15 protein-coding genes and 1 pseudogene are annotated in these 15,015 nt (G+C 39.1%); 10 read left to right on the top strand and 6 right to left on the bottom strand.

Annotated features, from left to right (window positions below; all coding sequences use genetic code 11):
- Positions 1-260 precede the first annotated feature (260 nt).
- Together GSM42_RS05825 and GSM42_RS05820 are read left to right on the top strand one after the other, a co-directional pair.
- Positions 261-1,299 (top strand): annotated as a pseudogene (locus GSM42_RS05825) (RNA-guided endonuclease TnpB family protein).
- Between the two features lie 184 nt (positions 1,300-1,483).
- Positions 1,484-2,089, top strand: a complete 606-nt coding sequence (locus GSM42_RS05820; protein WP_160800615.1) for a DUF3298 and DUF4163 domain-containing protein — start codon at positions 1,484-1,486, stop codon at positions 2,087-2,089.
- A 60-nt stretch (positions 2,090-2,149) separates the two neighbouring features.
- On the opposite strand, the gene GSM42_RS05815 is transcribed toward GSM42_RS05820, so the two are convergent.
- Positions 2,150-2,761: a spore coat protein gene (locus tag GSM42_RS05815; RefSeq protein ID WP_160800801.1), complete on the bottom strand. Its 612-nt coding sequence runs from the start codon at positions 2,759-2,761 to the stop codon at positions 2,150-2,152.
- A 172-nt stretch (positions 2,762-2,933) separates the two neighbouring features.
- Here GSM42_RS05815 and GSM42_RS05810 point away from each other — a divergent pair, with 172 nt between their 5' ends.
- Positions 2,934-4,403, top strand: a complete 1,470-nt coding sequence (locus GSM42_RS05810; RefSeq protein WP_160800614.1) for a catalase — start codon at positions 2,934-2,936, stop codon at positions 4,401-4,403.
- Between the two features lie 323 nt (positions 4,404-4,726).
- On the opposite strand, the gene GSM42_RS05805 is transcribed toward GSM42_RS05810, so the two are convergent.
- The 3 genes from GSM42_RS05805 to GSM42_RS05795 form a co-directional block, all read right to left on the bottom strand.
- The gene (locus tag GSM42_RS05805; protein WP_160800613.1) at positions 4,727-5,425 is read right to left on the bottom strand and encodes a hypothetical protein; all 699 of its coding nucleotides are present in this window, start codon (positions 5,423-5,425) and stop codon (positions 4,727-4,729) included.
- A 124-nt stretch (positions 5,426-5,549) separates the two neighbouring features.
- Entirely contained in the window at positions 5,550-6,521 is a 972-nt protein-coding gene (locus GSM42_RS05800) for a hypothetical protein (RefSeq protein ID WP_160800612.1), read from the bottom strand.
- A gap of 67 nt (positions 6,522-6,588) precedes the next feature.
- Complete coding sequence (locus GSM42_RS05795; protein WP_160800611.1) at positions 6,589-7,284, bottom strand: YiiX/YebB-like N1pC/P60 family cysteine hydrolase; 696 nt, start codon at positions 7,282-7,284, stop codon at positions 6,589-6,591.
- A 151-nt stretch (positions 7,285-7,435) separates the two neighbouring features.
- Between GSM42_RS05795 and GSM42_RS05790 the strand changes: the two genes are divergently transcribed.
- Positions 7,436-7,741, top strand: coding sequence for a hypothetical protein (locus GSM42_RS05790; protein ID WP_160800610.1), 306 nt, complete (start codon positions 7,436-7,438; stop codon positions 7,739-7,741).
- A 392-nt stretch (positions 7,742-8,133) separates the two neighbouring features.
- Here the strand turns inward: GSM42_RS05790 and GSM42_RS05785 are convergent, their stop codons facing one another.
- On the bottom strand, positions 8,134-9,129 hold the full coding sequence (locus GSM42_RS05785) for a lipoate--protein ligase (protein ID WP_160800609.1): 996 nt from the start codon (positions 9,127-9,129) through the stop codon (positions 8,134-8,136).
- Positions 9,130-9,466: 337 nt separating this feature from the next.
- On the opposite strand from GSM42_RS05785, the gene GSM42_RS05780 reads away from it, so the two are divergent.
- From GSM42_RS05780 to coaD, 4 genes are all read left to right on the top strand, one after another.
- Complete coding sequence (locus tag GSM42_RS05780) at positions 9,467-9,979, top strand: DUF2062 domain-containing protein (protein WP_160800608.1); 513 nt, start codon at positions 9,467-9,469, stop codon at positions 9,977-9,979.
- 111 nt (positions 9,980-10,090) lie between these two features.
- Positions 10,091-10,426, top strand: a complete 336-nt coding sequence (locus GSM42_RS05775) for a hypothetical protein (protein WP_160800607.1) — start codon at positions 10,091-10,093, stop codon at positions 10,424-10,426.
- A gap of 298 nt (positions 10,427-10,724) precedes the next feature.
- Positions 10,725-11,291: a 16S rRNA (guanine(966)-N(2))-methyltransferase RsmD gene (gene rsmD / locus GSM42_RS05770; RefSeq protein WP_160800606.1), complete on the top strand. Its 567-nt coding sequence runs from the start codon at positions 10,725-10,727 to the stop codon at positions 11,289-11,291.
- Entirely contained in the window at positions 11,288-11,785 is a 498-nt protein-coding gene (gene coaD / locus GSM42_RS05765; protein WP_160800605.1) for a pantetheine-phosphate adenylyltransferase, read from the top strand. The genes rsmD and coaD overlap by 4 nt, the downstream gene beginning before the upstream one ends.
- On the opposite strand, the gene ylbJ is transcribed toward coaD, so the two are convergent.
- Positions 11,775-13,007: a sporulation integral membrane protein YlbJ gene (gene ylbJ / locus GSM42_RS05760; protein ID WP_160800604.1), complete on the bottom strand. Its 1,233-nt coding sequence runs from the start codon at positions 13,005-13,007 to the stop codon at positions 11,775-11,777. The genes coaD and ylbJ overlap by 11 nt on opposite strands.
- A gap of 158 nt (positions 13,008-13,165) precedes the next feature.
- On the opposite strand from ylbJ, the gene GSM42_RS05755 reads away from it, so the two are divergent.
- Complete coding sequence (locus tag GSM42_RS05755) at positions 13,166-13,963, top strand: patatin-like phospholipase family protein (RefSeq protein WP_160800603.1); 798 nt, start codon at positions 13,166-13,168, stop codon at positions 13,961-13,963.
- Positions 13,956-14,996, top strand: coding sequence for a SepM family pheromone-processing serine protease (locus tag GSM42_RS05750; RefSeq protein WP_160800602.1), 1,041 nt, complete (start codon positions 13,956-13,958; stop codon positions 14,994-14,996). Before GSM42_RS05755 ends, GSM42_RS05750 begins: the two co-directional genes overlap by 8 nt.
- The last annotated feature ends 19 nt before the right edge of the window (positions 14,997-15,015 follow it).

Below are 15,015 nucleotides of genomic sequence, written 5' to 3'. Positions count from 1 at the left end.
GGAGGAATCGAAGCGTCAGACGAGGGAGGGATCTTTTTTTTACCTCTCTCGCAAGTCTGACAATCTTTATAGATATTCTTTGACGAGTATTTCAGTCATCTTTCCCTCATCTGTATCATGATGGAGTGCCATTTTTTTCAGTTGTTTTTCATGTTCTTCTTCTATCGTTGTGGTGAATTTTTTACGGGATATCGTATAACCTCATATTGAGACATATGTTCTATGTGTATATTCTACAGGAAAAGGGAGGGGAAAAGCAGATGCACCAAGCACTCCAATTTCGACTCTATCCGAATAAAGACCAAGCAATTCTCATCAACCAATCGATTCGTTCTAGTCGATTGGTTTTCAACCACTTCCTAGCCAAATGGAAGGATACCTACAAAGAAACGGGCAAAGGATTGACCTATCACGCTTGTTCCAAACTACGAACTGCTTTAAAAAAGAAATAGAATGGCTAAAAGAAGTGGATTCTACTTCTCTACAACAAGCACTTCGAAATGTGGATGACTCTTTTAAGCGGTTTTTCAAGAAACAGAATGAGCAACCCAAATTGAAATCCAAGAGAAATCGGGTGCAGTCTTACACGAGTCCATGTGTAAATCAAAATATCCAAATAGAAGAGGATAAAATCAAACTTCCGAAACTAGGCTGAATGGAGTTTGCGAAGTCTCGTGAAATCGATGGACGTATTCTTTCCGCTACAGTCAAACGTAATTCATCCGAAAGTATTTCGTTTCCGATGTGAAAGGAATTATTGTCCCTATGTTCCAGCTAAGAAAAAAGCAGTAGGGATTGATCTTGGTTTAAAAGATTTCGCAATACTCTCGGATGCTACAAAAGTCAAACCAAATCGATTTTTCCGCCAATATGAACAGAAACTGGCAAAAGCACAACGCATCCTATCTAGACGTATCAAAGGAGGTTCCAACTGGAACAAAGCCCGAATCAAAGTAGCAAAAATCCATGAGAAGATTGTCAACGCTCGCCACGACTTCCTTCACAAATTGTCTTCGAAACTGATTCACGAAAACCAAGTCATCAGCATCGAAGATTTGCAAGTGAAGAACATGGTCAAAAACCATCAGTTAGCTAAATCGATTACAGATGCCTCATGGTCAGAATTCACAAGTATGTTTCTGTTCCTGTTGTGGTTACCGCACGTGAAGAATCTAAACTTGAGAGCATGGACATGTCCTGAGTCCCGAATGTAACGAAGAACACGTCAGGGACATCAACGCAGCAAGGAACATCTTGCAAGAAGGTATAAGTCTGCTAGCCGCAGGGACTGCGGTCTAAGCTTAGTAAATATCCCGTCGTAGATGGGAGTTCCTAAGAATCCTCCACCTCTAAGCGATAGCATGGCAGGAGCGTTCAAGAGTTCATCTTTAAATGTAACTAACTTTCCTCTACAGAAATGCATCATGATGTTTGATGTATAACATAGATTGTATAAATGGATGCAAGGAGGAAAAGTGAAGATATGGTAAATTTCCCTGTGCTGATTCACACAAAGCTGTATTCGCCTAGAAAACAAATACAGGTGTATTATCCTGTTATTTATGGATTATCAAATCGTACAATAGAACAAAAGATTAATCGAGATATTCGTTTGGCCTTAGAACGTCTACTTCAAGATCGTGGTTCTAACAGGGAAGATCTTCAAGAGATGATAGGGTATTTTGAAATAAAGACGAATGAACGTCATATTTTGAGTTTATCTTTAAATGTATATTCTTACACAGGTGGTGCACATGGAACCACTGTGATTCACTCCCTTACCTTTGATATAACAACAGGGAAGAAGTACGCCTTAAGGGATTTATTTAAACCAAATAGTAACTATGTAGTGCCGATCTCCCAGTTGATTCAAGAACAAATCAAGGAAAGAAAGCTGCCAGTGATTGAACCATTTAAGAGTATTAAACCAAATCAAGCTTACTATATCGCTGATAAGTCATTAGTGATTTATTTTCAACTTTATGAGTTGGTTCCCTATGCATATGGTTTTCCTTACTTTCCGATTTCCATTTATCAAATACAAGATCTGATAGAGGAAGAGGGTCCATTAGGTAAAATGCTTGGATGAAAACAAAAGAAAAATAAATAAGGCGACCTTCATGAGATCGCCTAAAAGTCATGTTAATTTTTAGTGCATAGCAGGTGCTACAGGTGCGAATGCGTGAACCATTGCATTTGTCGTCTGTTGATCATATTGAGGAACTTGGTAATGTCCGTTTTTATTTCTCCAAAGGAAAAGTTCATAAGCCATTTCGATGCCATTTGGAATGCTGTCAGCAATGACTCTACGAACGACAGGGTTGGTTACCTCTGTAGCAGCTAAAGCTTTCATGGAAGCCATACCTTTAACAAGGTTTAACATAAAACCGGAAATACAAGCATCATCGATCGCATTAGGTTGTTTTGGCTGTTTTGGAACCTGACCAGGTTTTAATCCATAAACAATCGATTCGTTGTTTTGATTAATCATTTGATATCTATTTGTGCCATGAGCTGGATCTTGTCCCGTTGAAAAAGCTTGAACGAGCATATTGTATTCATCGAGGATAAATTGAAATTGGTTGTTGGCGATTTGTACCAATTCTTGGTTTTTTAATTGGCCTCGGAACATTGCATATTGTTCCAATGCACCTATCATTCCACTTAAAATCTCATGGACATCATTTAACTCATGACCACCGTGGTTATATGTAACGGATCCTGTCTGCATATTTTGTTGTGGTTTTTCATTTTGTGGCATTTGCATGGTACATACCTCCATTAGGTTAATACATTTAATTTCCCCTCGATCAGGTAATCTATGCATTTCATCTGGTACAAATTTCTCTAAAAAAAGACTTGAAATTAGTATCACTTTATAATTATTATTATATAGTAACGATAATCAATTACAGATGGGAGAATCTACATATATGAGTAAGCGCTTAACAACAAATCAAGGTTCACCAGTAGGAGATAACCAAAATTCACGTACTGCGGGACAAAGAGGCCCTACCCTGTTAGAAGATTATCACTTGTTGGAAAAATTAGCCCATTTTGACCGGGAAAGAGTACCAGAGCGTGTGGTACACGCACGAGGTGCAGGAGCACATGGTATCTTCACCGTTTTAAATAGTATGGAGACATACACAAAAGCTGCTTTTCTTCAGGAAAAAGGCAAAGTAACTCCAGTATTTGTTCGCTTTTCTACTGTGATTCATTCTGCTGGTTCACCAGAGACAGCTCGTGATCCTCGTGGATTTGCCACAAAGTTTTATACAGAAGATGGAAACTATGACTTGGTTGGAAATCACCTGCCTGTATTCTTTATCCGAGATGCATTAAAATTTCCTGATATGGTTCATTCGCTAAAGCCTGCGCCAGATACCAATATTCAAGATCCAGATCGTTATTGGGATTTTATGAGTAATTCACCAGAGTCCACGCATATGATGACTTGGGTATTTTCCGATTATGGAACACCGGCAAATTACCGAGAAATGAATGGATTTGGAGTTCATACATTTAAGTGGGTAAATAAAGAAGGTAAACGTTTTTATGTAAAATATCACTGGAAACCTTTACAAGGAGTGAAAAACCTCACAGCGGAAGAAGTAGTAGAAGTGCAAGGCCAAGACTTTAACCATGCAACACGGGATTTGTTTGATCATATCGAAAATGGTGAATATCCAGAGTGGGATCTATATGTTCAGTTATTTCCTGTAGACGAAGAAGATGCATTTATCCATAAACATGAGTTTGATCCACTAGATCCAACAAAAGTATGGTCCGAAGATGATTACCCCCTACAGTTAGTAGGTCGGATGACTTTAAATCGCAATCCGAAAAATTTCTTTGCTGAAGTGGAACAATCTGCATTTTCTCCAAGTGCTCTCGTACCTGGTATTGAGCCATCAGAAGATAAATTGTTGCAAGGTAGATTATTCTCTTATCCAGATACTCAGCGCCATCGAATTGGTCCAAATTATCTACAACTACCAATAAATTGTCCATATGCTACAAAAGTAAATAACTATCAAGTAGATGGCAACATGCAGATGAGAACAGAAATATCTACAATTAACTATGAACCAAACCGATTTGACGATACGCCAAAACAGACATCTGTTGATGTCGAAAGTGAAACCCCACTATCAGGAGTTGCAGGGCGTCAAGCAATAGCACAGCAACTTAACTTCCGGCAAGCTGGGGAATTGTACCACTCTTTCTCCGAACAAGAAAAAGCGAACTTAATTAAAAATCTAACCAATGATCTTTCTGGGGTAGATGAAAGAACCAGACTGCTTGCTATTTGTAACTTTTATCGAGCGGATAAAGAATATGGAGAGCGGTTAGCACAAGCACTTGGAGTAGATATAGCACCATATGTTTCTAAAATGTAGAAAACAATATACTATATGACGGAAAACATTTTCAAAAATGATTTAACTATTGTTGTATAGACATAAAAAAATAAACCAATGTGTTTCCCATATCCTCTGGGAGCATATTGGTTTTTTATTGAGTATGGATGTGAAAAACAGGTCTAGATCTGAATGATAAGTACGATGAAGAGGAGATTTGGAATGGAAAGAGGGAAAGACAAGGGTGGTTCTTCTCTCTTATAAGAGCTTTATTATATATTGAAAATGGAATGAATTATATGTTTTTCTGGGTCGGGCTGGCATCATCATGATGCCAGCCCGACTGCCAGTAGAACAGTGACTCAGATGTACGACATACCTGCCCTGTACGAGTACTCGTCGCCGAACGAGTCGCGGTAGAGAGAGTCGTAGTATGCGTTGCCGAAGAGCGAGTCGTAGTACGCGTCGTAGCCGAACGGGTCGTCGTAGAACGGATCGCCGTAGAACGGATCGTTGAGGCAGTCACCGTCGTACCGAGCGTCGTCGTATTCGTCGTCGAAGTACGAATCGATGCTGTAGTCGTACGGATCGATGTCGTACAGTTCGTCGCTGTAGTCTTTGAGTTCATCGTGCAGAGCGAGCTGTTCCGCGATTTCTCGCTTCGCGTCTCGACGGAGCCTGCGGTTCTGTTCCTTCTTCTGGGCCTTCGGGTTCAGGTATCCTCGCTTCTTGTGGGAGAGAGGCTCCTGGTCGTCCTTGCGGAATGTCACCGAGAAGGCGACCTCGAATCGCTTGTGAGGACTCTCGTACTTCTTGGTCTCGGGGTTGTAAACGCTCGGTGTGAGCATGTATTTGCACACGCGGTAGAGGGTGTGCTTGTTGAGCTCCTCCAGTTCCTTGATGAAGTCGACGTCCTCCAAGGTGAGCACACCCTGTTTGAGGAGAGACTTCAGCTCACGGGCGGTGGTGTTGCAGATCCGCTCGGTGAGGGTCTCATACAGCCTGAAGTTGGCCTCAGCCACTCGGATGTACTCAGGGCGGGTGTTGTCGGTCTGAGCCATGATCGCTCCTACTGGAGTTGTTCCACTGGCAATTGCTTTCATAAATTATAGCATACAATTGATTATTCTGTATATTTGAAGATCAATAGTAATGGTTTTCTTGGGTTATTTGTATTTGATGTAACTAGAAAACTACAAAATCTTGAATAAGGGTGTTTCGGATTGCAGGCAGCATGATTTTTCTTGTTAATTTCCAATCGGATAACCGATAAACTCCTATCACCCCTTGTCCACTGTTGGGAATCTGGGAAAGGACATAGAGATAATTTCCATCGAGTTTTGCTTTTAAAACTGGCTGTGGGAGAGAAATAGCACGTTGGATACGAAGCGAGCGACGATCCAATATGGTTAAAGTAGTACTGCCTTGGTACGTAATGAGTATGTTATTGGAAAAGGTAAGAATATACTCGGGTTGTGATTTTGGAAGTGAAAGATAGTCTATTTTCCATGATGAAAGATGGAGGATAGCGATACGTTTTTCTGATGCAGTTGATGTGATAAACAGTTTCTTATCTATGATTTCTAAGTCATTTGCTTGGTCAATTTGAAGAGGAATGACTTTGTCTACAGTACCAGCAGATCGATCTAACACATATAGGACCGGTTTCTTTTGTTGAATGATCGTAGCAAATACATAAATTTTTTGATCATCATATGTAGCAACGCGTGGAAATCCGGGCAGCTGTACACGTTTTGTTCTGTTCACGTCTTTCCATTCTACTGTGCCACTATGTAAACTACTATTGTAAGTGGTGAGTCGAAAGTTTTCGACTTCACTCATATATAAGGGGAATGGAAGAATGCTAGATGAAGTTAGTTGTTTGGTAGGAGAAAGAGTGAATAGTTTGTTGTCATACTGAACAGGAAATAAAAAATTTCCATTCTCGTTCCGTATGACCTGAAATATTCCCATAGCTGGAATATTCACTTGGGATTCAATCGTGCCTTTCTTATCCATGATAACAAAGGCACTGTCCGGTTGACTTGCATTCGTAAAGAGAACGCCGATTTTATTTTGGGAAATGGTGTTTTCCGTACTACAGGCAGTTAATCCAAAAAATAACCAAACAAGAAGGAAAAAAGTATAAGTACGCAAAGGTGACCCTCCATTTCATTAAAAAAGCCATTTTCATATATCAATACTTGAAAATGGCTTTCATCATTTAACCTTGTGAATAGTAAGGGATCGTATAAGGACTTTTAATCAGATCGACTGGCCATACTGCAGATCCCCCATAATTCAAGTCCCAACCACGGTTATACCATGCTCTCCAGACGAGTTGAGAACAGTAGAAGCGAGCTGTCGTATGAATATTAAAAAAGTTATAGTTGTATGATTTTCCGATTTGTTCTCGGTTATAAGAGGCTACGTAAGCATAATCATTTGCTGTTGCACCTTCCACCCACAAAGCTTTTACTTTTTTAAATCTTGTTTTCCAATCGTTGATCCAATGGCGAACGCCGTTAAGTTCAGGCTTTTTATTACCAAATGATTCAATCACATAACCTGATACATCTGATACGATTCCAGCATGGCCGCCAGCCCATTCAAAACCTGAACTTGTTCCATCAAGCGTGACGAGAATATCTCCTGGCTCACCAATTGCGTTTCCAGAGACAAATAATGATTCCATCTGTTTATCCTTGATGTTTACTTCTTTTAATTCTGCTTCATTTTTGATTTGTTCTGTCGGTAAATCGTTACTCCAATTATATTTCTCCAAGAAGGTTTCTTTCTGAGCTTGAATGGAGATTTTAATTTTGTTAAAGTCAATAGTGGCTGCATCACTCGTAGTAGGAAGCATAAAAGTAAGTAAGATGATCGAAATCGCCATGAAACAAGAATAGACAATGCGCACGAGATAACACCCCTTTCTACTATCATTTTAATTCGTTATTCACAAAATGTTCAATGTTTATTTTTCATTATGAATATGGTCATTTTTCTTTTCCAGATTTGAGAAGATTTGAATAGACTACACAAAGAGTGATTAGGTGGAGGTGAGAATTTTGAGAGAACAAGAATATACAGAAATTGCTGATTCGATTAATCAAATGGTGGGCAGGCAAGCGGTAACACCTAAAAAAATCAAAAGTGTTATCAAAGAAGCAAAACAGATAAGAAAAACACAAGGGACACCTGGATTATTGCGATTTGCTACTGCACTCCCTTATCAATTTTTTACACCTCAAGAATTGGAATACATTCAAACAACACCTCAGTATAGAGAATTATCAGCAAGGTTGATTGATTTGCTGGTGGCAGAGGGAGTAATTTCTTCCTTTGAAGCCATGTTTTTACGGAGACAAGTATAAGGGGAAATACACGTGCCCAGCTTCATCATGAAGCTGGGCACTGACACTGGCTATTTTATCTTCCGTGTTATGGGTTGTAACGGTTACACAGTAGTGAGTGAAAATGTCATTCCACTCTCAGTAGTATAGGTATTTCCACTTCGAAGAAGGAAAGCGCGACGGTTTTCCTCCTTGATTATGGCTGTACCACTCTTGGGAAAGAGGGTAGCCCTGCCAAGCGCAAGTTTAACTACCTTCCCATTCTACTCCACTTTATGATAACGGATCATCTTGTCTCCATTACCAGTAATGTAGGCATTTTCTGTTTCCAGTTTTAGATTACCATAGCAGAAAATGTTCTTTCCCTTACCGTTAGTGATCATAGAGAGATCCACAAGAAAATTAGTCAGGTATCAGTAGATGAGGTCAAGAAATTCTTCTTTGGTAATGTTGCCAAAGTAATGTTTGATATCGATGTCTTCCAGTGCTTTTACCAGATGGTCGTAATGATATACCACTCCTTGCAAACGATCCTCGATATCTTTTACATCTCCTACTCCAAAAAAGTCACCATATATTTTACAATTTTGAATGACACTGTGTTCGCCAACATCCAAACGAACATCGATCGATCCGATGGGGAACCGTTTGGTATGTTGAACATTAAATGCAGGTGACTCCCCAAAATTCCAATCCCAGTTTTGGTATCTTTCTTTTGATATCTGATTGATTACTTCCCAATCTTTATCAGTAAGTACATATTCAGGGATCGGATTTTCTCCTTCAAAAATAGACTTCAATAGTGTATTTCGAAATTCGTTCATCGTGATGGGCTTATCAAGATATTCGGAAATGTTTGCCACGCGACTGCGAACGGATTTAATCCCTTTGGATTGAATTTTTTCTTTTTTTACTTGGAGTGCTTTTCCTACTTGCTCCAGATCAACATCAAGCATGAGTGTGCCATGACTAAACATTCTTCCACGCTGGGAGAATTGCGCATTTCCAGAAACTTTTTTTCCTTCGATCTCAATGTCATTTCGTCCACTAAGCTCAGCATTCACTCCTAATTGATGTAGTGCTTTTATCACCGGTTCCGTAAATTTTCGGAAGTTAGCAAAGCTTTTTCCATCATCTTTGGTTAAAAAACTGAAACTTAAATTTCCAAGATCATGATAAACTGCTCCACCACCAGAAAGACGTCTGACTACATGAATCCCTTGCTGGCGAATATAATCAACATGGATTTCTTCTACTGTATTTTGGTGTTTTCCAATAATGATAGAAGGCTCATTGATATAAAAAAGCAAGTAACTTTCTTTTTCAATATCGAGGTGTTTAAGTACATATTCTTCAATAGCTAAATTAATTCTTGGATCTGTTATGTTTTGATTATCAATGAACAACAATGTTAGTTCCCCCTGTAGTGTACATCATGTTCTATCATAACGCTTAAAAGTCGATGGAAGAAAGTAATTTTTGTATCTTCCATTCAATGGAATTTAGTATGGACAGTAGTTTATCCAAAATCATATCGAAATCCATATGATTTATGATATGAAATATAATAAATAGCAGGAAACATACCACTCACGTGGATTTCCATTTTAGAGCTATTTTCCAATATTTATCTTATCCTTGTGTACTTTTGGGAGAAACGTGGTATTCTGATGAAGAGTTTGCTTGCAAAATCATAAGGTGAATATTGCAAAAATAATAGAGAATTATATTAGAGGTTGTGTTCGGATGAGAAAAAAGAAGAAGAAAAATTGGTTTCAGCAAATTCCTCGTGCAATCCGATACCATTACCTCAAGCTACTTCGTTCGCCAGAAGGAGTAAAAAAAGTATCTCTAGGTTTTGCATTAGGTTTTGGATTAGAAATGATTGTTTTACCAACAGCATCTCTGATTTATATCTTGTTTTACCCTATCGTTCGCTTATGTAAGGCCTCTTTTCCAGCTTCCGTTATTGGAAATGTGATTGGAAAATTAACTTTTTTGCCAGTGATTCTTTTGCCATTTTCTAAAAAAATCGGGGAGTTCATTTACCCTACACCATATAAAGATCATGTGATCCATTTTCATGATATCTTTCAACAATTACTTCAAGGAGATTTTCATGTCATCGAAAGAATTTTTCGAGGAGGGTTACATATTATTATTGGTCAATCTATTTTTGGATTGATTCTTGGATTTGCTTCTTACTTTGTGATTTATCATTTGTATGAGAGGAGTCGAAAGAAGAGAAGGGATAATTGATAGATATTAATATACATTCATAGTGGTTGATAGAAAAAGAATGATCGCTTCCAGATTATTTAGTATACTGATAACAGAAATAGAAACCGTCGATTCTTCTCGGGAGAAATCATGGATATATCGGCAATTCCCAATCATCATCTTCCGCTCAGCGAGGACACATGCATGGAGATTATTACGAAGTTGAAGAGTGCCGATTCAGACCATTTGCAGCGTGCTGGATCGGTTTTTTTTACTCGGATCTTTAAGCTGGATTATTTCTACGGAAATCTAGCTACTAATGTAGGAATTCCATGTAGGATGGCACGTCGTCCAGAGGAAGTTCTTACAGCGGGAGATAAGAAGATCCTGCGAGACTTTGCAAAGTTGGATGAGCGGATCGCTCAGTTGTACGCCGAATGGAAGCGTCAGAATCCTGTGATTGCGCGAGCTATCGGTATCCCTTAAAAAGAGATAGGATCAACATTCGGGTATCCTTCTAGGATACCCGAGACTGAATATAATCATCTATACATAAAAAAAGTGACCCGCGATACGGTCGCAGGTCCATGGTATTTTCACCTTTCGGGAAAATACGAAATGGGAGAGGAGAAACCGGAGGAAGAGCTTATGGGGAAACGTAAGTCTTCTCCGCGGTTAGACAGTCCTTATCGGGTACTGTCTTTATTTATTGTTGCCAAAGCTTGATTGTTTATTCAACAATTTGATATGTTTTATCAGGAAATAAAATTTGAAGGTGCGAAATATGCGAATAATAGCTGGAAGTGCTAGAGGAATACGCTTGAAAATGGTTCCAGGAAATCATGTAAGACCAACTACTGATCGAGTGAAAGAATCGCTCTTCTCGGTGCTTGGTCCCTTTTTTGATGGAGGAAAAGTATTGGATCTTTTTGCTGGTACAGGTTCACTTGGTTTAGAGGCAGTCAGCAGGGGAATGGACGAGGTAGTTTTCGTCGATCAATCTGTTGCCAGTTTGCGCATTGCCAAGGAAAACGCACAAAAATGCGATCTTTTAACGCAATCAACCTTTATCCGAAAAGATGCAAGGACTGCTTTGAAACAATTTGCTTTGAAGGACTTGCAATTTGATCTCATATTTTTAGATCCACCTTATCATGAAAAATTGCTTCTGCCTGTGTTACAGTTATTGCAAGAAAAATCTGTTTTAAGCGAAGATGGTCTGCTTGTAGTCGAACATCCACCTTCGATATCAATCACATTCCCCAACAGCAAATTTATTACATCGAGAGAAATCTCTTATGGAGATACTACCATTACATTGTTGCAGCAGAAGGGAGAACCAACAGCATGAAGGTAGCCGTTTACCCAGGTAGTTTTGACCCGATAACATATGGACACCTCGATATTCTCAAAAGAGGAACAAAGATTTTTGATAAGGTGATCGTAGCAGTGTTGATAAATTCAGCTAAACAACCTTTATTTAGTGTAGAAGAACGGAAACAAATGATCGAAGTGGCGATAAAAGAAGCAGGGTATGATATACCTGTTGAAGTTGACAGCTTTGAAGGTTTGTTGGTCGATTATTTACGCAAAAAAAATATACATGTGATACTCAGAGGATTGCGTGCTATTTCAGATTTTGAATATGAGTTACAGATTGCTTCTATCAATCGCAAGTTGGCCAAAGATATCGAGACGCTTTTTCTGATGACCAACAACATGCATTCGTTTATTAGTTCTGGAAATGTGAAAGAAATCGCTAAATATGGTGGAGATGTAACTGATTTAGTACCTCCTCATGTTGTTACTGCATTAAAGGACAAACGTCCACATATTACGATGTGAACGACTTACGATTCAATAGTTGTTTCATCAGAAAAAAGAACCAAAAGCACAGCATAAGTAAGGAGAAACCTTGCAGACATACCCACCAATTGAAAACAGGGCTGGGTACATGAGTTGACCAAATATGCAAAGAAGCGGGGGCTGTGGTTTGTACATCAGGTTGAAATGGTTTCCAAAAAACGAAGGTAAGCAAAAAAGCTAATATGCCATGTAAAATTCTTCCGACAAAGTAGGGGCGGTAACGTATATCGCTTTTGCTGAGCACGCTAGCTACTTGTGCGTGTATCGACAGTCCATTCCAACCAAGAAAAAAACCAACAAAGGCAAGTTGCATCAGTAATGAGGTGTTTACTGTGTTTTCGCTTATCATCTGAGAACCGATCGTCATTTCTAATATTCCTGCAACGATGGGAATTGATAAGAGATCAGAGAGATGAAGCAAGTGAAGAATTGGCAGAATGAGCGATGCAATCCATGCAGTTATGCCAACGTATGTAAATACGTGGATTAACACGGAGAAAATAATGACAAATCCACCTATCATCAATAAGGTTTGCACAGCAGAAGATACAGCTTCTCCTAATAATTGTCCAATAGGTCGATCATCTGTTATTCTTGCTCGATGCATTGCTTGAAAGGCACGAATAAATCGTTTACCACCATGCTTTGGAGAGGGAGTGAGCTCCTTGTCTCTTGCGTGAAGCCGCATGAAGAATGCTACAATAAAACAACTTACATAATGAACAACGGCAATGAGCACTCCTGCTGCTGGATTTTCAAAAAAGCCAATAGCAATCGCACCAAAGATAAACAATGGTCCAGCTGTACAGGCGAAGGAAACAAGTCGCTCTCCTTCTTCTCGTGTGATTAAATTTTGTTCGCGAAGGCGAGTCGTGAGTTTAGCACCCATAGGATTACCTGATATCAATGCGACTGCCATTACAAAACCACCAGAACCAGGAACGCGAAAAAGTGGTCGCATAAAGGGTTCGAATAGTACTCCCAACAAGTGTACCACCCCAAAACCCATCATTAGTTCTGCTGTAATAAAAAATGGTAGCATTGCAGGAAAAACAACATCCCACCATATTTTTAAACCTCGCAAGGAGGCTTTAAATGCAATTTCGGGATACAATACAAGAGTGACAGCAAACAATAGAGCAAACATAGCTAAAAATACTGTTTTGAGTTGACTTTGGAGACGATGGGTGATTAGTTCCATACTATTGTTCGCTCCTAACTTCTATACTAGCGTTACTCTATTCGTACGCGGTTGTCCCATGTAATATGAGTTATTCGTAAGTTGTTTTATCAATATAGTAAGTGAGACGGAGATTAGGAACATTTCTATTATTTACCGATGGAAACCTTGGTGGTGATATGATGAGTCGACCAAAAGTAGGGATTGCATTAAGTGCAGGCGCAGCAAGAGGTTTTGCTCATCTGGGAGTTTTAAAAGTTCTGCAAGAGTCAAAGATACCCATTGATTACATAGCTGGAAGTAGTATAGGGAGTTTTATTGGAGCGTTATATTCCAATGGGTTGGATTTGGAAATGGTCAAACACCTTGCTATGCATTTAAAGAGAAAGCATTGGGTTGATGTTACGTTGCCTGGTTTAGGTTTTATATCCGGAGATAAAATGCAAGCTTTAACAAAGTTACTTACCCATCATAAAAATTTAGAGGATCTACCAATTCCGTTAGCAGTTGTGACAACGGACTTATTAACAGGGAAAAAGGTTGTTTTCCAAAAAGGTCCGATTGCAGATGCAGTAAGAGCGAGTATCTCCGTTCCAGGTGTTTTCCAGCCTGTTCCATATCAAGACAAACTATTGGTAGATGGTGGAGTGGCAGATCGTCTTCCTATATCTGTTGTTCGTGATATGGGAGCAGATTTTATTATTGCTGTGGATGTTCTTTCCCAATCACATGAGGTACAAGTAAACAATATTTTTGATGTGATTAACCAAGCGATTACAATAATGGAGAGACAAATACTAGAACAACAGGAATTGACTGCTGATTTTCTAGTTTCGCCAGAGGTGGGAGATATTGCTCCTACTGCATTTCATCGTGTGGAAGAATGTATACGTAGAGGGGAACAGGCCATACGTCCAAATTTGGCAGTATTACTAGACAAATTAGCCCATTGGCAAGGGGAGAATAAGCATGAGTGATCATTCGACAAATAACAAAAATGCATATCGTTTTTTATGGCTTTCTATCTTCCTTTTAATTGTTGGTGTGTGTTTTCTCATTCGTGTGCCATATTATGCGATGCATGCCGGTGATGCGATTGATACAGGAGAAGTGATTTCAGTAGATGGGGGATTTACCGAAAAGACAGGCAATTTCTTTTTGACCACGGTTGCGATGAAAAAGGCGAATGTATTTGACTATCTTTTAGCAAAAGTGAATCATGATTTAGAGCTTATACCAGTTGAGGATATTTTGGCAGAAGATGAAAATGATAAACAGTATGAAAAACAACAAGTAGAAAATATGTTGGAGTCCCAGCATAGTGCAGTGATCGCTGCCTTTCATCAAGCAAAAAAGCCCGTTCGCGTGACTTATGAAGGGGTAGAAGTAATAAGTGTTACTTCTGATGCAAAACACCATTTGAAAATAGGGGATATTATTCAATCTGTTGACGGGACAGAAACACGTACAACCGCGAAACTAATGGAATTTTTTAAATCGAAAAAAGCTGGGGATCAGGTAGAAGTAAGTGTTTTACGTGGAAAGAAAAAAGTAGTAGAGCGTGCAACTTTAATTCCACTTGAAACAGGCAATAATAAAGATAAACGAATTGGTTTAGGTTTTCTTCCTATGGATCGTTTACATTCATTGAAATCTACACCAAAAGTTAATTTTACAACCGATAACATCGGCGGCCCCTCTGCTGGCTTAATGTTTGCATTGGAGATTTTAAACCAATTGACTCCAAACGATATCACAAAAGGCTATGAAATTGCAGGAACTGGAACGATATCTGCAACTGGTCAAGTTGGACAGATTGGTGGGATACAGCATAAGGTTGCAGCTGCTATGGATAAACACGCTACTATCTTTTTTGTACCAAAAGATATATATGAAGGTGATGATAACGAAGCTGTAGCAAAACGTACAGCGAAAGAGCTCGGTGCAGATATGAAAATTGTACCAGTAGCGACACTTCAAGAAGCAATCAATTATTTAAATAAATTATAGGAAATAAAACAAGCAGACT

Source organism: Shimazuella alba (assembly GCF_009831235.1).
Taxonomy (GTDB): domain Bacteria; phylum Bacillota; class Bacilli; order Thermoactinomycetales; family Thermoactinomycetaceae; genus Shimazuella; species Shimazuella alba.
Note: the sequence above shows the minus strand (reverse complement) of the source record. Positions and strands in the feature narration are given on the sequence as shown.

What these genes read in the sequence shown, in the direction of transcription:
- GSM42_RS05820 (WP_160800615.1), top strand. Translation starts at nt 1,484, where the DNA reads ATGGTAAATTTCCCTGTGCTGATTCACACAAAGCTGTATTCGCCTAGA.
- GSM42_RS05815 (WP_160800801.1), bottom strand. Translation starts at nt 2,761, where the DNA reads ATGCCACAAAATGAAAAACCACAACAAAATATGCAGACAGGATCCGTT.
- GSM42_RS05810 (WP_160800614.1), top strand. Translation starts at nt 2,934, where the DNA reads ATGAGTAAGCGCTTAACAACAAATCAAGGTTCACCAGTAGGAGATAAC.
- GSM42_RS05805 (WP_160800613.1), bottom strand. Translation starts at nt 5,425, where the DNA reads ATGGCTCAGACCGACAACACCCGCCCTGAGTACATCCGAGTGGCTGAG.
- GSM42_RS05780 (WP_160800608.1), top strand. Translation starts at nt 9,467, where the DNA reads ATGAGAAAAAAGAAGAAGAAAAATTGGTTTCAGCAAATTCCTCGTGCA.
- GSM42_RS05775 (WP_160800607.1), top strand. Translation starts at nt 10,091, where the DNA reads ATGGATATATCGGCAATTCCCAATCATCATCTTCCGCTCAGCGAGGAC.
- rsmD (WP_160800606.1), top strand. Translation starts at nt 10,725, where the DNA reads ATGCGAATAATAGCTGGAAGTGCTAGAGGAATACGCTTGAAAATGGTT.
- coaD (WP_160800605.1), top strand. Translation starts at nt 11,288, where the DNA reads ATGAAGGTAGCCGTTTACCCAGGTAGTTTTGACCCGATAACATATGGA.
- ylbJ (WP_160800604.1), bottom strand. Translation starts at nt 13,007, where the DNA reads ATGGAACTAATCACCCATCGTCTCCAAAGTCAACTCAAAACAGTATTT.
- GSM42_RS05755 (WP_160800603.1), top strand. Translation starts at nt 13,166, where the DNA reads ATGATGAGTCGACCAAAAGTAGGGATTGCATTAAGTGCAGGCGCAGCA.
- GSM42_RS05750 (WP_160800602.1), top strand. Translation starts at nt 13,956, where the DNA reads ATGAGTGATCATTCGACAAATAACAAAAATGCATATCGTTTTTTATGG.